Annotated in this window: 12 protein-coding genes and 1 pseudogene; 9 read left to right on the forward strand and 4 right to left on the reverse strand. The window is 61.0% G+C overall.

All coding sequences use genetic code 11. The annotated features are described in order from the left end of the window. Positions 1 to 331: 331 nt before the first annotated feature. Positions 332 to 1,429, reverse strand: a complete 1,098-nt coding sequence (gene holA, locus FY528_RS20775; RefSeq protein ID WP_262384074.1) for a DNA polymerase III subunit delta — start codon at positions 1,427 to 1,429, stop codon at positions 332 to 334. A 201-nt stretch (positions 1,430 to 1,630) separates the two neighbouring features. Here holA and tyrS point away from each other — a divergent pair, with 201 nt between their 5' ends. Beyond that, positions 1,631 to 2,926 carry a tyrosine--tRNA ligase gene (gene tyrS, locus FY528_RS20780; protein WP_149072928.1) on the forward strand — a complete coding sequence of 432 codons (1,296 nt, stop codon included), beginning with the start codon at positions 1,631 to 1,633 and terminating at the stop codon, positions 2,924 to 2,926. 307 nt (positions 2,927 to 3,233) lie between these two features. Here tyrS and FY528_RS21770 read toward each other — a convergent pair. Further along, positions 3,234 to 3,404 (reverse strand): annotated as a pseudogene (locus FY528_RS21770) (BF3379 family histone-like protein); the annotation flags it as partial. Between the two features lie 241 nt (positions 3,405 to 3,645). Next, the gene (locus FY528_RS20790) at positions 3,646 to 4,896 is read right to left on the reverse strand and encodes an aminotransferase class I/II-fold pyridoxal phosphate-dependent enzyme (RefSeq protein ID WP_149072930.1); all 1,251 of its coding nucleotides are present in this window, start codon (positions 4,894 to 4,896) and stop codon (positions 3,646 to 3,648) included. A 324-nt stretch (positions 4,897 to 5,220) separates the two neighbouring features. Here FY528_RS20790 and accC point away from each other — a divergent pair, with 324 nt between their 5' ends. From accC to FY528_RS20830, 8 genes are all read left to right on the forward strand, one after another. Beyond that, positions 5,221 to 6,732: an acetyl-CoA carboxylase biotin carboxylase subunit gene (accC, locus tag FY528_RS20795; protein WP_149072931.1), complete on the forward strand. Its 1,512-nt coding sequence runs from the start codon at positions 5,221 to 5,223 to the stop codon at positions 6,730 to 6,732. A gap of 266 nt (positions 6,733 to 6,998) precedes the next feature. Next, positions 6,999 to 9,776 (forward strand): substrate-binding domain-containing protein, encoded by a 2,778-nt coding sequence (locus tag FY528_RS20800; protein WP_187632229.1) that lies wholly within the window; start codon positions 6,999 to 7,001, stop codon positions 9,774 to 9,776. A 372-nt stretch (positions 9,777 to 10,148) separates the two neighbouring features. After that, a complete protein-coding gene (locus FY528_RS20805) occupies positions 10,149 to 13,319 on the forward strand; it encodes a SusC/RagA family TonB-linked outer membrane protein (protein ID WP_149072933.1) in 3,171 nt (1,056 codons plus the stop codon). A 112-nt stretch (positions 13,320 to 13,431) separates the two neighbouring features. Further along, positions 13,432 to 15,147, forward strand: a complete 1,716-nt coding sequence (locus FY528_RS20810; protein WP_149072934.1) for a RagB/SusD family nutrient uptake outer membrane protein — start codon at positions 13,432 to 13,434, stop codon at positions 15,145 to 15,147. 253 nt (positions 15,148 to 15,400) lie between these two features. Beyond that, positions 15,401 to 16,735 (forward strand): sugar porter family MFS transporter, encoded by a 1,335-nt coding sequence (locus FY528_RS20815; protein ID WP_262384075.1) that lies wholly within the window; start codon positions 15,401 to 15,403, stop codon positions 16,733 to 16,735. Between the two features lie 134 nt (positions 16,736 to 16,869). Beyond that, positions 16,870 to 17,784 carry a carbohydrate kinase family protein gene (locus FY528_RS20820; RefSeq protein WP_187632230.1) on the forward strand — a complete coding sequence of 305 codons (915 nt, stop codon included), beginning with the start codon at positions 16,870 to 16,872 and terminating at the stop codon, positions 17,782 to 17,784. A 13-nt stretch (positions 17,785 to 17,797) separates the two neighbouring features. Continuing rightward, the gene (locus FY528_RS20825) at positions 17,798 to 19,321 is read left to right on the forward strand and encodes a glycoside hydrolase family 32 protein (protein WP_149072935.1); all 1,524 of its coding nucleotides are present in this window, start codon (positions 17,798 to 17,800) and stop codon (positions 19,319 to 19,321) included. A gap of 46 nt (positions 19,322 to 19,367) precedes the next feature. Then, positions 19,368 to 20,975, forward strand: coding sequence for a glycoside hydrolase family 32 protein (locus FY528_RS20830; protein ID WP_187632231.1), 1,608 nt, complete (start codon positions 19,368 to 19,370; stop codon positions 20,973 to 20,975). Between the two features lie 133 nt (positions 20,976 to 21,108). On the opposite strand, the gene FY528_RS21860 is transcribed toward FY528_RS20830, so the two are convergent. Continuing rightward, a partial coding sequence (locus tag FY528_RS21860) for an integrase core domain-containing protein (RefSeq protein ID WP_149072669.1) occupies positions 21,109 to 21,191 on the reverse strand: 83 nt, incomplete at its 5' end.

Consider the following 21,191-nt stretch of genomic DNA (forward strand, 5'->3'; position numbering starts at 1 on the left):
CCATGCCTTCACTTCCCTCTCGCTCGAAGACCTGAAGATCAAGAGCTGGAACGAGTACAAGGCCCTGTAGACAGTTGACCGATTCCAAAGGGACGCCATGCGGATAAGCTCCGCATGGCGTCCTTTTTTAGTCTCGCGGCCTGGGTCACTAACCACTTATCAATGTAAAACAACGCTTACTCGCCCGTTTTCGGTTAAACAGCCGTGGCCTCACCGGGCCTGGCCACCTACTTTTTCGCGCACTTCATGGGGTACGTTGCTGCCGTGGCACTAGGCTTTGGCGAATGTTGACCCTTCTTGCCCTACCCGCTCTGAGGCGCCGGTTGTTTTGTTAGGCCCCCACCACCGCATGCAGGGGCACTGGGTGGATAATCAGCCAGATCAGCTCCCGCAGGATTTCGCCGTCGGTCATGGAGCCCGCGTCGATGCCTTTGCTTTGGGCGTCGGCGCGGCGGATCAGGTGCACGATGTCGCGGGTGCGGTGAAAGTCGAATACCTTCAGGCCCGTCTGGTAGTCCTTGCGCTGAATGGGGAAGCGCAGGCCCATCTTCAGCCAGTCGGCCTCCGAGGGGTTAGGGTTCTGATGCAGGGCCAGCAGCCGGGAAAAGAAGTTGAACAGCAGCGTCAGGTTCGGGATAAGCGGGTTGTTCTTGGGGTTGGCCTCGAAGTAGAGCAGGATGCGGTTGGCCTTGAGCACGTCGCGGCGCACCAGGGCGCTCTGCAGCTCGAAGATGTTGTACTCCTTGCTGATGCCCACCATGCGCTGCACCAAATCCTCATCAATGGCCTGGCCGGGCAGCAGGTTGAGCAGCATCTTGTCCACCTCATTTGTGAGGCGGCCCAGCTCGGCCCCGATGTACTCGGCCAGCATCACGGTGGCCTGGGGCGTAATCTGCTGGTTTTTGGAGCGCACGTACTGGCTCAGCCAGGGCGCCACCTGGTTGTCGTAGAGCTTTTTGCTCGTCATGAGCACGGTACCGGCCGGGGCGGCGTCCTTCTTGTCGCCGGAAAGCAGCTTGCCCAGCTTCTTACGAGCATCCAGGGTTTTGTGCTTGTAGCAAAACACCAGCACGGTGCTTTGCAGCGGGTTCTTCAGGTAGGCCTCCAGAAACGGCCACGATTTCTCCGCCTCCAGGTCGGCTACAGCCTGGGCCTCCTTTACAATAACCACGGAGCGCTCCGCCATCATGGGGAAGCGCTTGGCCTGGCCCAGGATGCCCGTCACGTCGGTGTCCTTGCCGTAGATGACCACCTGGTTGAAGCCTTTCTCGTGCTCGGGCAGCACGTGCTTTTCCAGCAGATCGGCCACCAGATCAATATAGTACGGCTCCTCCCCCTGCAGAAAGTACACGGGCGCAAACTGCCGCTGCTGGAGCTGCTTCAGGATTTCGTCGGGCGTGAGCGTCAATTTTGAATTCGTAATGAGCAATTAGTAATTAAGAATTGACAGGGGCACACCGGTAGGTCACCTTCCCAATTCTTCCTACCCAAAGGTACGCCCTGCCTCTTACCTTTGCCGAACTGCTTTGGAAGAATTGGGTGGCTGCTACCGTCTCAGGAAAGCACGTTTGTCTTTCTGGATTCTGCTGGCTCAATTCTTAATTCCTAATTCTTAATTCCTACTTCCACTTTGAACCTCATAGAAGAACTGCGCTGGCGGGGCATGTTTCACGACATGATGCCCGGTACCGAGGAGCACCTGCTGAAGAACGCGCCCATCACCGGCTACATCGGCTTCGACCCCACGGCCCCTTCCCTGCACATCGGCAACCTGGCCACCATCATGCTGCTGGTGCACCTACAGCGCGCCGGCCACCGCCCGCTGGCCCTGGTAGGCGGCGCCACCGGCATGATTGGCGACCCGTCGGGTAAGTCGGCCGAGCGGAACCTGCTGGATGAGGAGGCGCTGCGCCGCAACCAGGCCGGCATCCAAGCCCAGCTGGAGAAGTTCCTGGTATTCGGCGATTCGCCCACTGGGGCCCGCGTGGTGAATAACTATGACTGGTTTAAGGAATTCGGCTTCCTGCAGTTTCTACGCGAAGTGGGCAAGCACCTGACGGTGAACTACATGATGGCCAAAGACTCGGTAAAGCGCCGCATCAGCGGCAACGAAGACACCGGGGCCGAGGGCATCAGCTACACTGAGTTCAGCTACCAGCTGTTGCAAGGCTACGACTTCTTTCACCTCTACAAAGAGCTGGGCACCACCCTGCAGATGGGCGCTAGCGACCAGTGGGGCAACATCACCACCGGTACGGAGCTGATCCGGCGCATGTCGGGCGGCGAGGGTAAGGTCTACGCCCTCACCGGCCAGCTCATCACCAAGGCCGATGGCACCAAGTACGGCAAGAGCGAAACCGGCACGGTGTGGCTTGACCCCACCATGACCTCGCCCTACCAGTTCTACCAGTTCTTCTTTAATAGCAAGGACGAAGACGTGCCCCGCCTCATCCGCGTCTTCACGCTGCTGAGTCAGGATGAAATTGAAGCATTAGAAGCTGAACACGCCCAGGCCCCGCACCAGCGCATCCTGCAGAAAGCCCTGGCCAAAGACGTGACCATCCGGGTGCACGGCGAAGCGGCTTTTGAAGGGGCCCTGGCGGCCTCCCAGGTGCTGTTCGGCGGGGGCGAGCTGAGTAACCTGGATGAAGCCACCCTGCTCGACGTATTTGCCGGGGTACCCCACGTAGAGGTTGCCCGCGCCGAGCTGGCCAACCTGGATGCCCTTACCCTGCTGAGCACGGCTACCGGCAACGTCATTTTCTCCTCCAAGGGCGAAGCCCGCAAAATGGTGCAGAACAACGGGGTGAAGCTGAACCGTGAGAAAGTTACCCTCGACCAATCAGCTACGGCCGTAGCACCTTTGCTCGGCAACTACCTCGTAGCCCAGAAAGGGAAAAACTACTTCCTTATCAAGCTGGTCTAAACCACGGAGTCGCGCGAATTTTTCGGATTTCGCGGATTTTGCAGTCGGTATAAACGATAGACCTGCTTATTTCATCTGTCATTGGGCGCAAAGCCCAATGACAGCTCCACCAATAAAAAAGCCCCGCAGGTTGCGGGGCTTTTTTGCTGTTTTGGAATCGTCCACGAAATCCGCGCGAATCCGAAAAATTCGCGCGAATCCGTGGTTCAGACTACTTCTTCTTAGCGGGAGCGGCTTTCTTGGCAGCGGGAGCAGCCGCTTTCTTAGCGGGAGCAGCTTTGGCAGCACCAGCAGCGGGAGCAGCGGCCGAGTTCTTAGCGTTCTGCACCTCCGTGCGGATAGTCTGCGCCATGTTCTTCAACTCTTGCATGCCTTTGCGCACGCGGGTACCAGCGGCCGAGTTGCCTTTGTCGTAGAATTTCTCAAAGTCAGCTTCCAGCGACATTACGAGGTCTTTCAATTGGCCAAAATTGCTCATTGGAGAGGGGGTTAGTGGGTGTGGAGAAAAGTGCTTAATCGGCCCTAATATACAGGGATTTCAAATACAAGCAAGTTGTCAACTTTTTTTATTAAACCCTATTAGGACGCTTAGAGCGGCCTTTTTTTCGCTGAAATCGTAATTACACCCTACTTTACAGCCACCACAAATAGCAGAATAGTCCTAAATACAAAAGCCGGCCGCTATCCAGCGGCCGGCTTTACGTACAAAGGCGCGGAAGCTAGTCCTGCAAACCCGCTGGAATCTCGGTTTTCGAGTATAACCCCTTCGAAAGCTTGTCCTGCACCGCTTCAAAGGCCTTAATGGTCAAGGCTACATCGTCGAGGCTGTGGGCGGCCGTGGGAATCAGGCGCAGCATAATGACGCCCTTGGGAACCACCGGATATACCACGATAGAGCAGAAAATACCGTGATTCTCACGCAGATCGAAGGTAATCTGGGCAGCATCGGGGATTTGGCCGTTCAACAGCACCGGCGTTACGCAGGAGGTGGTAGTGCCGAGGTTGAAGCCTCTTTCGCGCAGGCCGCTTTGTAGGGCCCGCACAATCGTCCAGAGGTTTTCTTTCAGCTCGGGGCGGGTGCGCAGCAGCTCCAAACGCTTCAAAGCGCCCACTACGAGCGGCATAGGCAGGCTTTTGGCGAAAATCTGGCTGCGCATGTTGTAGCGCAAATATTCAATTACGTTTTCCGGCCCGGCTACGAAGGCGCCAATGCTGGCCATGGACTTGGCAAACGTCGAAAAATAAAGGTCGATACCGTCCTGCACGCCCTGTTCTTCGCCCGTGCCGGCGCCCGTAGCCCCCTGTGTGCCGAAGCCGTGGGCATCATCCACGAACAAGCGGAACTGGTATTTTTCCTTCAAAGCCACCACGCCGCGCAGGTTGCCCTGGTTGCCCGACATACCAAACACGCCCTCGGTAATCACCAGAATACCGCCACCGGTTTCATCGATGATGCGCTTGGCGCGCTCCAGCTGCTTTTCCAGGCTCTGCATATCGTTGTGCACGTACACGAAGCGCTTGCCTGCATGCAGGCGTACCCCATCAATAATGCAGGCGTGCGACTCAGCGTCGTACACAATCACGTCGTGGCGGCCCACCATGGCGTCGATGATGCTTACCACGCCTTGGTAGCCGAAATTCAGGAGCATGCAGTCGGGCTTCATCACGAACTCAGCCAGCTCGCTTTCCAACTGCTCGTGAAGGTTGGAGTTGCCGCTCATCATGCGGGCGCCCATGGGCAGGGCCATGCCGTACTCCGCCGCTCCTTCGGCGTCGGCCTTGCGCACCTCGGGGTGGTTGGCCAGGCCCAGGTAGTTATTCAGGCTCCAGGTGAGCACCTCTTTGCCGCGGAAAATCATGCGGGGCTTAATCTCGCCTTCCAGCTTGGGGAAGGTGAAATAACCGTGCGCATAATGCGAGTGGGTGCCCAGCGGGCCGCGGTTGGCGGCAATCTTCTCAAATAGATCCACGAAGGAACGGGTTGAAAGTGAAACGAAAACAAGCGGTTACGACCGAGACCTAAACCGCAGGGGATGTGCAAAGTTGTGGCAATCCGCAAAGGTAGCCCTCAGCGGGCAGGCATCCAACCTTCCCGGATTTGCCCCGGCCCGGTTGATGGTGCCGTTGGAATGGCGTTTCTTTGGGTGCTGAATAAAAATCCTGTCATCCTGAGCGAAGCGAAGGACCTTATCACCCTAGAACGCCTCGGCTGGTGCTAACTCGAACGTGATAAGGTCCTTCGCTTCGCTCAGGATGACAGTTGCCTCTCTCCCACCCGCACCCTACTCGTTCCCATGAAGAAAATCACCAAGCTGCTCGTAGCCAACCGCGGCGAAATTGCCCTGCGCGTGCTGCGCTCGGCCAAGGAAATGGGCCTGCAAACCGTGGCCATCTACTCCGAGGCCGACCGCAACGCCCTGCACGTGCGCTACGCCGACGAGGCCGTGTGCGTGGGCCCACCCGCCAGCAAAGACAGCTACCTGCGCGGCGACAAAATCCTGGAAGTCTGCCGCCAGCTCGGCGTCGATGCCATCCACCCCGGCTATGGCTTCCTGAGCGAAAACGCCGAGTTTGCCCGCCAGGTGAAAGAGGCCGGGCTGATCTTCGTAGGGCCCTCCCCGGAGGCCATGGACATTATGGGCGACAAGCTCTCGGCCAAGCAGGCCGTGCAGGCCTATAACATTCCGCTGGTGCCGGGCACCGCCGAGGCTATTTCCGACGTGGCCGAAGCCAAGCAGATTGCCCAGCAGGTTGGCTTCCCGATTCTGATCAAGGCCTCGGCCGGGGGCGGCGGCAAGGGCATGCGCCTGGTCCATAATGTAGAGGAATTTGAGGAGCAGATGCAGCTGGCCATCAACGAAGCCGTATCGGCCTTCGGCGACGGGGCCGTGTTCATTGAGAAGTTCGTAACCGGGCCGCGCCACATCGAAATTCAGGTGCTGGGCGACGAGCACGGCAACATTGTACACCTGTTTGAGCGCGAGTGCAGCATTCAGCGCCGCCACCAGAAGGTGATTGAGGAAGCTCCCTCCTCGGTGCTCACGCCCGAGCTGCGCGCTGAAATGGGCCGCTGCGCCGTGGACGTGGCCCGGGCCTGCAACTACACCGGGGCCGGCACCGTGGAGTTCCTGCTCGACGACCAGCGCAACTTCTATTTCCTGGAGATGAACACCCGCCTGCAGGTGGAACATCCCGTCACGGAGCAGATTACCGGCCTCGACCTGGTCAAGGAGCAGATTAAGGTGGCCCAGGGCCAGCCCCTCGCCTTCCGCCAGGACGACCTGAGCATCAACGGCCACGCCCTGGAGCTGCGCGTGTACGCCGAAGACCCGCAAAACAACTTCCTGCCCGACATCGGGACGCTCACGACCTACGTGCGCCCCCAGGGCCCGGGCGTGCGCGTCGATGACGGCTTCGAGCAGGGCATGGACATCCCGATTTACTACGACCCGATGATTGCCAAGCTCGTCACCTTCGGGGCCACGCGCGAGGAGGCCATTGCCCGCATGCTGCGCGCCATCGACGAGTACCAGATTACCGGCATCCAAACGACGCTGGGCTTCGGGAGCTACGTACTCCGGCACCCGGCCTTCGTGAGCGGCAACTTCGACACCAACTTTATCAAGGACCACTTCACGCCCGAGAGCCTGAAGCCCGCCGCCCCCGACGAAGCCACCGCCAAGCTTGCCGCCGTGCTCACGGCCATGCTGCTCGCCGAAAAGAAACCCGGTTTTACAGCTGCCGCCACCGAAGCTCCGGTTGCTACCGGCTCGGCCTGGAAGCGGAACCGGCTGGGCGTGCGGTAAAGCATGTCAGGTTACTGTAAAAGACCATGCCCGGCCAAATGGCCGGGCATGGTCTTTTCCGGGCATGGTCTTTTACAGCTATATGCTTAAGTCATCCACCCGATAGAGGCATATACTGACGGATCAATCGACGTGGCCAGACTCTCAACTCAATTGTCCAACTGCCGGCATAGTCCGCGTAAGTTTGCACGAAGTGTATGCTGTTTTCGTTGGCCTTCGAGCCACCTTTGCAGAGCCCACCCGGCATCCCGACTGTTCCTGAATCCATGATTTCTATTGCTCACGTAAGCAGGCTGATTGTAGGCGTCGTTCTGGTGACGGCTACGCTGTGGGGTAACCAAGTGAAGGCGGCGGCCAAACCAGGCTACGTCATTGGCTTCTCGCAGTGCACCAACGGGGATGCCTGGCGCCTGGCCATGCTGGCGGGCATGCAGAAAGAGCTGAGCTTTTATCCGGAGGTAACGTTTCGGATGAAGGATGCCCACAACAGCAGTGCCCTGCAGGAGAAACACATCCGGGAGTTCCTGCAGGAAGGCATCGACTTGCTGATTGTGTCGGCCAACGAGGCCGAGCCCGTGACGCCCATCGTGGAGGAAGCCTACAACCGCGGCATCCCGGTGGTGATTCTGGACCGGCGCACCACTTCCAAGCTCTATACTGCCTACGTGGGCGGCAACAACGAAGAGGTAGGCCGCACGGCCGGCAACTACGTGGCCAACTTACTTCGGCGGCAGGGCCGGGTGCTGGAAATACTGGGCGCCCCCGGCTCCTCCCCCGCCGTCGACCGGCACCGCGGCTTTGCCCAGGCGCTAGCGGCTTATCCGGGTCTCCGGCTGGCAGGCGAGCTGAACAGCAACTGGGAGCGGCCCTCCGTGCTGGCGCGGCTGCCGGCCGTGCTGAAAGCGCAGTCGGACATCGACCTGATATTTGCCCACAACGACCGCCTGGCCCTGGGAGCCTACCAGGTGTGCAAGCAGCTGGGCCTGGAGCGGCGCATCAAAATTGTGGGCGTAGACGGCCTGCCCGGTGCGCATGGGGGCATTCAGCTGGTGCAGGACGGCATTATCAACGCCACACTGCTGTACTCGCCGGGCGGGGAGGAGGCTATCCGCATGGCCATGAAAATCCTGCGCAAGCAGCCCTACGAGAAGGAAAACATTCTCAGCACCATGGTTATCGACTCAACCAACGTGCTGACGATGAAGCTGCAGACGGAGAAGCTGGCTAGTCAGCAGCAGGATATCCAGCGGCAGCAAGAACTGCTGCGCAAGCAGCGCGACACCTACGCTAGTCAGCAAACGGTGCTGTACGTGCTGGCGGCGGCCCTGCTGGGTGCGGCCTTGCTGGGCCTGCTGGTGTGGCGGGCCTTTCGGGCCAACCGCCGCATCAACTACCAGCTGGCCTTGCAAAACCAGGAAATCCTGTCCCAGCGCAACCAGATTCAGGCGTTTGCCGAGCAGGCCCGGGTAGAAACGGAAGCCAAGCTGCGCTTCTTCACCAACTTCTCCCACGAGCTGCGCACCCCGCTCACCCTTATCCTGGGGCCGGTGGAGGAAATGCTCACCAGCGGCAGCAACGTACCGGCCGCCCACCGGCACGACTTAAGCCTGATCCGGCGCAATGCCCAGCGCCTGCTCCAGCTGGTCAACCAACTGATGGACTTCCGCAGGATTGACGTGGGGAAAATGCCGGTGCGGGCCACGGAAGGTAATCTGGTCGCGTTTGTGCGCGAGATTATGGACGTGTTTGAGCGCCCGGCCCGGCAGCGCGGTATCAGCCTCCGGTTCCTGCCAGCCCAGCCCGTTATTCCGCTGTGGTTTGATGCCAACATTCTGGACAAGGTATTCTTCAACCTGTTATCCAACGCCCTGAAGTTCACCCCGGAGCGCGGGCAGATTACCGTCAGCATTCAGGTGGTGACGGCCGAGCAGGCCGTGCGCGTGAGCGTGGAGGATACCGGCCGCGGCATTTCCGAGCAGGATAAGGCGCACATTTTCGAGTGGTTTTACCAGGGCCAGCAGTCGGTGGCCAAAGGCTCGGGCATGGGCTTGGCCCTGGCGCTGGGCCTCACGCGCCTGCACCTGGGGCAGTTATCCTTTACCAGTCAGGCGGGGCAGGGCAGCACGTTTGTGGTGACGCTCCCGCTGGAGCTGCCGGCCAACCTCAAGGCCAGCACCACGGCGCCTGTCCCCGCTCCTCTGCTCACCCTGGAAGAAGGCATTGCGGAAAGTCCCACCGAAACCACGCTACCGGCCCTGGCCCAGGGCGCCACGAGCGAGGCGCTGGTGCTCATTATCGAAGATAACCCCGAAGTCAACGCCTTTCTGGTCCAGAAGCTGCGGCCACACTTTCAGGTGAGTGCGGCCACCGATGGCACCACCGGGCTGCGCATGGCCGCCGACACCATTCCCGACCTGATTGTGTGCGACGTGATGCTGCCCGAAATCAGTGGGCTGGAAGTGGTGGCTAAGCTCAAGGAGGACTGGCGCACCTCCCACATTCCGGTGGTGCTGCTTACGGCCCGCAGCGCCCCCGAGCAGCAGGTAGAAGGCGTGCAGGCCGGCGCCGACCTTTACCTGACCAAGCCGTTCAACCCCACCTTCCTGCTGGAAAGCCTGCGCACGCTGCTAGCCAACCGCGACAAACTGCGGGAGCATTTCCGCCGGGAGCTGAGCGTTGACACCGCCACCGTAGCGCCCCAGCGCGTGGACCAGAAATTCCTGGCCGACCTCACGGCTATTGTGGAAGCCAACCTCACCCGCTCCGACCTGAGCGTGGAGGACGTGGCCCGCAGCCTGGGCATCTCGCGGGTGCAGCTATACCGCAAAGTAAAGGCGGTGTTGGGTACGGGCGTCACCGACTTTATCCAAAGCCAGCGCCTAACCAAGGCACGCCAGCTGCTGCTTACCGAGGAGCTGACCATTGCTGAAGTTGCCTACCAGCTGGGCTTCTCCACGCCTTCGTACTTCTCAACAAGCTTCAAAGCCCGCTACCAGGTGTCGCCTTCGGAGTTCCGGGCCCTGCACACCACGCCCAGTGCCTGAATAAAAAGTGAAAAACAGGTATCAAAAATAGAAGTTCGGCTTATAGTATCTATACCCACTTTATTCATAAACACCTGATTTACAGCCCAGAAAACGTTTGCGGAATTGGGTCTAAAATTTAGAAGAATCTGAATGAATACAGGAAGCCCCCGCTAGGATTCCGACTGAGATTTGGGAAACAATCAGTCATGAAAGCTACCCGCCTACCCTAAGCTATAGCCCGCGCCACCAGGCCTGCTCCTCTTTAAACCGGAGCCGAGGCCGCCGGCGCGGCGGTGCTTACAGCCGGCGGCTTTCAGACTCTTGTTCCGGAATCGTTTTCGGTCGCCGCTTACCGGCCCTGGTTTTGCTCCCTTATTCCTTCTAATTCCCATGAAAGAAACAGTACCCTTTGTGCGGCAGGCGGTGCTCCTGTCCATGCTGGCGGCCGGGCCGCTGGCCCTGCACTTGCCAGTGCAGGCGGCTACCCTCCGGTACGCCGGCGCCACGGCCCGGCTAGCCGAAACACCCATCAGCGGCCGTGTCACCGACGACCAGGGCGCGGGCCTACCCGGCGTAACGGTAGTGGTGAAAGGCACGGCCATTGGGACCAGCACCGGCCCCAACGGGGAGTTCAGCCTGAGCGTGCCCGACAACGCCACGCTCATCTTTTCCTTTATCGGCTACAAAACCCAGGAAGTATCCGCCGCGGGCCGCACCAGCTTTAGTGTGAAGCTCGCTACGGACGTGGCGGCCCTGGACGAGGTAGTGGTAACCGGCTACCAGGTGCAGCGCAAAGCCGACCTGACCGGGGCCGTGGCCGTGGTGAAGGTGGACGAGGTGAAAGACCTACCCTCGGGCAACATCATGCGCAACCTGCAGGGTCGCGTGCCGGGCGTGAGCATCAACACCGATGGGGCGCCCGACGGCAACGTGTCGGTACGCATCCGGGGGCTGGGCACGCTCGGCAACAACGACCCGCTGTACGTGATTGACGGCATCCCGACCAAGGATGGCATCAACCAGCTCAACCAGAACGACATCGAAAGCATTCAGGTGCTCAAGGACGCCTCGGCGGCCAGCATCTACGGCTCCCGGGCCGGCAATGGCGTCATCATCATCACCACCAAAAAGGCCCGCAAAGGCGTGAACCGGGTAGAGTTCAGCACGTTTGCCACCCTGCAGCACCCGCGTGAGCTGGCGCCCATGCTCAATACCCAGGAGTACGGCCGCACCTACTGGCAGGCCGCCGTGAACGACGGCCTTACGCCCAGCAGCCCGCTCTACACCTTCCGCTCCCACACCGATTCCAACGGCCGCCCGGTGCTGGATGAGGTGGTGGTGCCCGAGTTCATCGACGCCGACCAGACCCAGCGCGCCGCCGATACCAACTGGTTCGAGGAAATCCAGCAACGCTCGTTGATTCAGAGCTACAATGTGAACCTGGCCAGCGGCGGGGAGCGGGGCAACGCCCTGTTCTCGCTGAACTACTACGACAATGACGGCGTGGTGAAGTACTCCAACTTCAAGCGCTTCACGGGCCGCCTGAACTCGGACTATTCCTTTCTGGATGGCAAGCTGAAAGTAGGGGAAAACCTGACGATGGCGCGCAGCCGCCAGAGCTATGGCGAAGACCGGCAGGCTCTGGGCGTATCGGTGCTGCAGCTGGCCATTGTGCCGGTGCGCACGGTGGATGGCGTGGGCTGGGGTGGGCCGGTAAATGGCATTGCCGACCGCCAGAACCCCGTGCGCCTACTGGAAGACAACAAGCAAAACTACGGGGCCACCAACCGGGCCTTTGGCAACGCCTTTGCCGACCTGGAGCTGGTGAAAAACCTGCACCTGCGCACCAGCTTCGGCATCGACTACAGCCTGTTCAGCCAGCGCAGCTTGTTTAAACGCTACAAGTCGGGCTATTTGTCCGACAACCTGAACCGCCTAGTGAATGTGGAGCGCACCTTCGGCAACTGGGTGTGGCAGAACACGCTCAACTACAGCCTCACACTGGGCAAAAGCCAGCTGGATTTGCTGGCCGGCACGGAGCGCATCAGCTATACTTTCACCGAAATATCGGCCCAGCGCACGGGCTTCGCCATCGAAGACCTAGACTATGCCTACCTCGACGCGGGCTCGGCCAACAAGGACAACGGCGGCTTTGCCTCGGCTTACCGGCTGGCTTCGTACTTCGGCAAAGTCAACTACGCCTTTAATGAGCGGTACCTGGCCTCGGTTACGCTGCGCCGCGACGGCAGCTCCCGCTTCGGCAAGGAAAACCAGTTTGGCGTGTTTCCGGCGGCTTCGGCGGGCTGGCGCATCTCGGAGGAAAGCTTCCTGAAAGACAACGTAGCGCTGGTATCGGATCTGAAGCTGCGTGCCGGCTGGGGCCAGACCGGCAACCAGGACATTGCCTACGACGCAGCCTACAGCCTCTACCGCCCCGTGTACGGCACCGACCCCACCTGGGACCCCGACCAGGGCACGGCCTACGACATTGCCGGCAACAAAGCCGGGGCCCTGCCCTCGGGGTACCGCCGCTTTCAGCAGGGCAACGACCAGCTGAAATGGGAAACCACCACCCAAACCAACATCGGCCTGGACTTTGGCCTGCTCCAGAACAAGCTCACCGGCTCGGTGGACTACTTCGTGAAGAACACCAAGGACATCCTGGTGAAGCCGCCGTACCTGGCGGTGGTAGGCGAAGGCGGTGACCGGTTCGTGAATGGCGCCTCCATCGAAAACAAGGGCTGGGAGTTCCTGCTCGGCTACCAGAACGAGCTGGCCGGCAGCGGCTTTGCCTACAACATCACGGGCAACCTGAGCAGCTACCGCAACCAGGTTACGGCCCTGCCCCGCGAGGTTATCAACGCCTACGGCGGCAACGGACAGGACGTGACCATCATCGGGCAGCCCTTTGGCTCGCGCTACGGCTACGTGGCCGAGGGCCTCTTCCAGAGCCAGGGCGAGGTAGATACCCACGCCACCCAGGTAGGGGCCGGTCCCGGCCGCATCCGCTACCGCGACCTGAACGGGGACGGCAAAATCGACAACTTCGACCAGACCTGGATTACCAGCAACCAGCCCGATTTCATCTACGGCCTGAACCTGGGCGCCAGCTACAAGGGCTTCGACGTGCAGCTGTTCTGGCAGGGCGTGCAGGGCTTGGAGGTGTACAACGAAACAAAGTTCCGCACCGACTTCAGCTACGTGACCGGCGAAAACTGGGGCAAGCGCGTGCTGGATGCCTGGACGCCCGAAAACAACGGCTCCACCATTCCGGCCGTGTCCCTGCTCAACCAGAACAACGAGCTGCGCCAGTCGAGCTACTTCGTGGAAAACGGCTCCTACCTGAAGCTGCGCAACGCCCAGCTGGGCTACTCCGTGCCCCAGCACCTGGCGGGCCGCCTGCGCCTGCAGCAAGTGCGCCTCTACGTGCAGGGCACCAACCTGCTCACCTTCAAAGACCGCAAAGGCCCCAACGCCTACACCAGCCTCGACCCCGAAATCCAGACGTTCGGCTACCCCATTCCGCTCACCTTCACCACCGGCCTGAACGTGACCTTCTAGAACTGAGAGCTTAGAGCTTAGAACTGAGACTCTGGGATGCTTGAGTTATCTGCCAGAATTCTAAGCTCTCCTAATCTAAGTTCTAAGCTCTACCCTACAACTGCTTTTCCCGATGAAAAAGATACAGCTACTTACCCTTACGGCGGCCCTGCTGGCCGCATCGGCCACTTCCTGCAACGACAAGGACTTTCTGGACGTGTCGCCGCGCGGGGCCCTGAGCGACGAGAACCTGAACACGCCCGAAGGCGCCGAAAAGCAGGTTATTGCCGCCTACTCTGCCCTGGCCAACGACGGCTTCACGGCGCCCTTCAGCTCCTTGTGGCCCTACGGCAACCTGCGCTCCGGCGACGCCTACAAGGGCGGCGGGGGCACCGGCGACATTGAGGGCTTCCACTTCTACGAAACCTTCACCTTCAACCGCCCCGACATCGGCAACACCGACGAGGTATGGTTCCGCCTCTACGTGGGCATTTCCCGGGCCAACGAAGCCCTTAACCGCCTGAACAAAGTAGACATGCCCAACAAGGCCATCCGCCAGGGCGAGATGCGCTTTTTGCGCGGGCACTTCTACTTCATCCTGAAAGAGTTGTTTGACCGCGTGCCCTACATCGACGAAACGGTGCCCATGGGTGACTACGAGAAGATTTCGAACGTGGACTTGAGCAGCCAGCAGCTCTGGGACAAGATTGCCGCCGACTTCCAGTTTGCGGTGGACAACCTGCCCGCTTCGCAGGGTGAGGTAGGTCGGGCCAGCCAGGTGGCGGCCAAGGCGTATCTGGCCAAGACGCGCCTGTTTCAGGCCTACGTGCAGAACGACAACCACCAGGTGACCAGCCTCGACCAGGCCAAGCTGCAGGAAGTGGTGCGCCTCACGGATGAGGTCATCGGCTCGGGCAAGCACAGCCTCTCCCCCGATTTCGGCAACAACTTCCAGTCGCAGTTCGACAACGGGCGCGAGTCGGTGTTTGCCATCCAGTTTTCCAAGGACGATGGTACCCCCCGCGGGCGCATCAACCAGGGCAACAAGCTCAACTACCCCATGAACGCGGAGTTTGGCTGCTGCGGGTTCCACCAGCCCAGCCAGAACCTGGTCAACGCCTTCAAAACCGACGCCAAGGGCCTTCCGCTGTTCACCACTTACAACACCACCAGCCTTACCGAGCCGGCCGACTTCCAGACCAACGCCGTGGACCCGCGCCTCGACCACACCGTGGCCATTCCTACCCACCCCTGGAAATATGACCCTTCCTTCGTGTTTCAGCGCAGCTGGGTGCGCGTACCCGATATCTACGGCCAGTTTATGTCGCAGAAAGAACTGGTAGGCCCCAAGGACCAGAGCTTCCAGAAGCTGCCGCCCTTCATGAGCAGCACCAAGAACTGGGCCGTCATCCGCTACGCCGATGTGCTGCTCTGGAAAGCCGAAGCACTCATAGAGCTGAACCGCCCGGCCGAGGCCCTGCCCCTCATCAACGAGCTGCGCCGCCGGGCCGCCGCCAGTACCACCCTGCTCAAGGACATCAACGGCCAGCCGGTATCCAACTACCGCATTGGGGAGTACGCCGCCGACCAGTGGAGCCAGGAATATGCCCGCGAAGCCTTGCGCTGGGAGCGGCGCCTGGAGTTTGCCATGGAAGGCTCGCGCTTTTTCGACCTGGTGCGCTGGGGCATTGCCGCCGACTACCTGAACACCTACCTGACCGTGGAGAAAACCCGCCGCCAGTACCTGCAGAACGCCCAGTTCCAGCGCGGCCGCGACGAGTACCTGCCCATCCCGCTCAACCAAATCAACTTCAGCAAGGGCCTCTACAAACAAAACCCGAACTGGTAACTGGCTGGCCCGTCGGCCACGCTAAAAATTCATCGGACCGGGCCCCCTGGTGGTGGTAAGGGGATAGACCAGCATCCTGCCGCCAGTGCCCAGGCGACGAGCAAAATATGTTCGTCGCCCACCAATGGCCATGATGTCGCCAGTTGGGTCCGGTTCGGTGTTTTTTTTAGATAACCAGCTCTTTTACAGCTTCCCATCCACTAGAAAGCCCTGCCGGGCCCCGAGCCGACTGCTTTCTGCATTTTTGATTCTCGTGAAAAACAATAACGTCTTCTTCTGGTCCCTGGTCGTGGCGCTGGGCGGCTTTCTGTTCGGCTTCGACACGGCCGTTATTTCCGGGGCCGAAAAAGCCATTCAGCAGCTCTGGGGCCTGAGTGCCGGCGAGCATGGCTTCACCATTGCCGTGGCCCTCATCGGCACGGTTATCGGCGCCATCTTCGGCGGCATTCCTTCCGACAAGCTGGGCCGCCGCCAGACGCTGATCTGGATTGCCGTGCTTTACTTCGTGTCGGCGCTGGGGGCGGCCCTCACCTCCAACTGGTACGCTTTCATGCTGTTCCGCTTCCTGGGCGGGCTGGGCGTGGGGGCCTCCTCGGTTACGGCTCCGCTCTACATTTCGGAGGTAGCCCCGGCTTCCCGGCGCGGGCAGATGGTGGCTATGTTTCAGTTCAATATCGTATTCGGCATCCTGGCCGCCTACCTCTCCAACTACCTACTCACGGGCGCGGGGGAGCAGGACTGGCGCTGGATGCTGGGCGTGCAGGTGGTACCGTCCCTGGCGTTTTTCCTACTACTGTTCCGGGTGCCCGAAAGTCCCCGCTGGCTGCTCGGTCAGGGCCGAGTGGCAGAAGGACGCGCCGTGCTGCGCCGCATCGACGCGGCCGGCGCCGACCAGCTGGTAACCGACATTCTCACCAGCAACGCGGCCGACGAGGCTGCCGGCGGCCGGTCGTTGTTTGCCCGCCAGCACCGCGGGCCCGTTATGCTGGCCGTGCTGTTTGCCTTGTTCAACCAGGTGTCCGGTATCAACGCCATCATCTACTACGCCCCGCGCATCTTCGAAATGACGGGCCTGGGCAAAAGCTCCGCCCTGCTCTCCTCGGCCGGGCTGGGCCTGGTCAACTTCGCCTTCACCCTGCTGGCCCGCCGCGTCATCGACCAGTTTGGCCGCCGCAAGCTTATGCTCATCGGCTCGTTTGGTCTGATAGCCACGCTGGGTTTGGTAGCCTGGACGTTCTACACCGAAAACTTCCAGGCCCTGGGCGGCATGCTGGTGCCGGCGCTGCTATTCGTGTACATTGCCTTTTTCGCCTTCTCGCAGGGGGCCGTTATCTGGGTGTTCATCTCCGAAATCTTCCCTAACACCGTTCGCGCCAAGGGCCAGGCCCTGGGCTCCAGCACGCACTGGGTCATGGCGGCCCTCATTGCCTTCACCTTCCCTTCCCTGGCCGAAAAGCTGGGCGGCGGCAACACCTTCGCCTTCTTCTGCTCGATGATGGTGCTCCAGCTCTTGTTTGTGTGGCGCATGATGCCCGAAACCAAAGGCACTTCCCTGGAACACGTGGAGAAAACCCTGGTGCTGCACTAACCGGCCGATTGACCACCAGGAAGTGACCGTAGAAACCTTACCTACCGTCACGTAGAGCGTTGCGGCGACTTTTACGTGGGCGCCTGCCGCCTCACCCCTGCTGCCCCTGATACTTTGTCCAAAGCCCTTTGCTGATGACTACTCGACTTCCCAACCTCGAAACGCCCTCCTTTGCCTGCTTTGGCGAAGTGCTCTGGGATGTGCTGCCCACCGGCCAACAGCCCGGCGGTGCCCCTTTCAATGTGGCCGTGCACCTGCGCCAGCTCGGCCTCCCTGCCGACCTGATCAGCCGCGTAGGCGACGACGAGCTGGGCACCGAGCTGCTGGCCTTTATCGAAAGCAAACACCTGCGCCTCGACTACGTGCAACGCGGGCATACCCACCTCACGGGCGTGGTTAAGGCTAATGTAGACGACGCGCACGAAGTCACCTACAAGATTGTGCAGCCTGTAGCCTGGGACTATATCCACTACGACGCTGCTCTTGAAGCCCTAGTACAGCAGGCTGATGTGTTCGTGTTTGGCTCCCTGGCTGCCCGCCAGGCCGGCACCCGCGAAACCCTCTACCGCCTGTTGGAGCACGCCCGCTTTAAAGTATTCGACGTGAACCTGCGCCCCCCCCACTACACCAAAGAGGTGGTGCGGTACCTGCTCGAAAAAGCCGATATGGTGAAGCTGAACCACCACGAGCTCGCCGAACTCATGGCCTGGTTCAGCGCCGAAACCGATGAGGCAACTGCCCTACAGTGGCTAGCCGACCGTTTCGGGTTGCAGGCCGTGTGTCTCACCAAAGGTGCCGATGGAGCCCTGCTTTGGGCCAACGACCAGCTGTACTCGGCGCCCGGCGTGCCGGTAGCGGTGACGGACACCATCGGCAGCGGCGACTCATTCCTGGCCGCTTTGCTGAAAGGCCTGCTAACCGGTCAGGAACCCGGCGAGGCCCTGCGCTTCGCCTGCGCCACCGGCGCCCTCGTAGCCACTCACGCCGGCGCCACGCCCACCTTTCAGGAAACCGACGTGCATGCCCTGCTGGCTGCACAGCCGGTGTAACCTCACCCACCCCATGAACAAGCCCTTGTTACTGGCCCTTGCGGCCCTGAGTATTGCCACTGCGGCCCCGGCGCAAACCGCCGCTCCCGCGCCACCGGCCACGCCCCAGTACCGCCCGGCCTACCACTTCTCGCCGGCCCGCATGTGGATGAACGACCCCAACGGCATGGTCTACCTCAATGGCACCTACCACCTGTTCTTCCAGCACTACCCCGAGGGCCTGACCTGGGGCCCCATGCACTGGGGCCACGCCACCAGCCGGGACCTAGTAACCTGGCAGGAGCTGCCCATTGCCCTCTACCCCGATAAGCTGGGCATGATCTTCTCCGGCAGCGCCGTGGTAGACGCCAACAATACCGCCGGCTTCGGCAAAAACGCGCTGGTGGCTATTTTTACCCATCACAACCCCGACGAGGAAAAGAAAGGCACCAGGCGCCACCAGTACCAAAGCCTGGCTTACAGCCTCGACGAAGGCAAAACCTGGACGAAGTACGCCGGCAACCCCGTGCTGCCCAACCCCGGCATCCAGGACTTCCGCGACCCCAAAGTAAGCTGGCACGAGGCCTCCCGGCAGTGGGTGATGACACTGGCCACCAAGGACCGTATCACCTTCTACGGCTCGCCCGACCTGAAAAGCTGGACCAAGCTTAGCGAGTTTGGCGAGAAGCTGGGTGCCCACGGCGGCGTATGGGAATGCCCCGATTTGTTTCCGCTCACCCTCAACGGCAAAACCCACTGGGTGCTGCTGGTGAGCATCAACCCCGGCGGGCCCAACGGCGGCTCGGCCACCCAGTACTTCGTGGGGCAGTTTGATGGCAAAACCTTCGTGCCCGCCACTACCACCCAAAAATGGATTGACTGGGGCAAGGACAACTACGCCGGCGTGACGTGGGGTAACACCGGGGCCCGCAAGCTCTTCCTGGGCTGGATGAGCAACTGGGAATACGCCGAAAAAGTGCCCACCGCCCCCTGGCGCAGCGCCATGACGGCCCCGCGCGAGCTGGCGCTGCAGCAGGTAGGCGCCGAAACCTATCTGACCTCGCGCCCGGCCACGGAAATGGCCCGCCTGCTCCAGCCCAAGCCCACAGCGCTGAAAAAGCTGACGGTGAAGCCCGAGCTGCCGCTGACCGAGAAGCTGCCCGCCCTTACGCCCCAGTTCCAACTTAGGCTCACTACCAAGCAGCTGACGGATATGACCCTGGTGCTGTCCAACGAGCAAGGCGAAGAGCTGCTGCTTGGCTACGACAAGCAGCAGAACCAGTACTACATCGACCGCAGCAAAGCCGGCGCTACGGGGTTCAGCGACAAATTTCCCGGCCGCCACTCGGGCCCGCGCCTGGGCACCGCTCCTGGTGCCGACCTCACGCTGCTGTTCGATGCGGCGTCGGTGGAGCTGTTTGCTGATGGGGGGCTGACCACCCTGACGGACATTTTTTTCCTGAGTCAGCCTTTCAGCAAAATAGTTCTGCGCGCCCCCGGTGGCCTCACCGTGGATGCCCTTACATACGCCGCCCTGGGCCTCAAAAAAGCAAACTAACGTCTTAACGACCAGTCAGCTGCCCCCGCAACTTCTTCTTCGACTCATGACGTCTTCTCACTTGCCTGGCCGGGTATTCCTGGCCGCCGGGCTGCTGTTGTCGGCCTGCCAGGAAAAAGACCCGGCTAAGCCCAAGCCGCCCGTTACCGACCCCAGTAAAAACCTGGTGTGCACCCCGGGGGCCGAGCGCAGCGACTACAGCATCTTCCCGAAGGTGGGCGATGGGGCCGGCGTGGGCGACGTGATGCCTTACTTCGATGCGGCTTCGGGCTCCATGTACATCTACTACCTGAAGGACGTGTGGAACGATGCTACCAACCAGCGCCACCCCTGGTACGGCTTTCAGACCGCCGACTTCCGGCAGTACACCGAGCTGCCGGCCGGGGAGCTGCTGGCCTCCGCCTCCGGCGACTGCGCCCAGGACCGCGCCATCGGGACGGGCAGTGTGCAGGAGCTGGGCGGCACGTACTACGCCTTTTACACCGGGCACAACCCCAACGCCGCCAACTGCGGCCACCGCAAAGAGGGCATTATGCTGGCTACCGCGCCCGGTCCGGCCCAGAAGTTCACCAAGAACCCGGCCTTCACCACGCTCTACGTGCCCAAGGGCCAGGGCTTCGACGAGAATGACAACTTCCGCGACCCGTACGTGTACCTCAACGACGAAACCAAGCAGTATGACATGCTGGTAGCCGCCCGCCAGCACAACCGGGGCGTGGTCATAAAGTACACGTCGGCCGATTTGCTGGCCTGGAGCTACCAGGGCATCCTCTACGACGGCGGGGCCAGCAGCTACGTGATGCTGGAGTGCCCGCAGCTGTTTAAAATCGGCAGCACCTACTACCTCACGTTTTCCGACATCACCACCCGTAACTTCTACTACCGCAAGAGCGCCTCGCCCGCCGGCCCCTGGAGCCCGCCCACCGGCCCCGAGCGGGTAGACGGCAGCGGCCTGTACGCGGCCAAAGTGCTGAACAACACTGCCACGGGCAAGCACTACCTTATCGGCTGGGTAAACCGCTACCAGAACCACCAGGATGGCGGCAGCTGGTGGTGGGGGGGCAACCTGGTCACGCACGAGCTGGTGCAAACCGCCAATGGTGACCTGACCGTGCAGCTGGTTCCCGCCCTCAGGACTTACCTCGAAGCCCAAACCGAGCCGCTGGTGCGCGTGAGCCGCACCGCTACCGCCAGCCGCCCCGATTCCAGCACCTACGTACTGGCCGGCCCCGCCACCGGCCCGCTGGCCCACGTGCTGTTCAAGCCCCTGAACCTGACGCGCTACAAGATCAGCGCCACCGTCTCCTACACCGACGCGGCCAACGACTTCGGGTTTATGCTGGGCGCCTGTGACGGCACCAACGAGTTCTACAGTCTGCGCTTCGTACCCAGCCAGAACCGCTTCAGCTTCGACCGCATCAACCGGAACAGCCTCAACCCCGGCACTTCCCCCGTGGCCGATGTACCGTTCCCGATGCAACCCAATACCCCTTATACCGTGGACATTGTGCAGGAAAACTCAGTGGTGGTGGTGTACCTGAACGGTATTGCGGCGCTTTCGTCGCGCATCTACAAGGCCCCGCGCACTTCCTGGGGCATTTTTGCGGATAAGTGCACGGCCACATTCCGCAACCTCACCGTCACGAAACCCTAGGCCGCACCGCCAGCCTGCTCCCACTTTTTCCTGGCTTGCTGCTCCGCGCCTAACCGCGCGGCCGGGCTCGTCTTGCCTTTTCTTTTCACCCTTTGTACGCTTCCCCGTTCGATAAGCCAGTGGTAGGCAGAGGTTAAGCGGCTTGTTTAAATTCGAGTGGGGTCATGAAATTCAAGGCCTGGTGGGGCCGTTGGGTGTTATAGTCGTGCCGCCACT

The sequence above is a fragment of the Hymenobacter lutimineralis genome, from assembly GCF_008271285.1.
Taxonomy (GTDB): domain Bacteria; phylum Bacteroidota; class Bacteroidia; order Cytophagales; family Hymenobacteraceae; genus Hymenobacter; species Hymenobacter lutimineralis.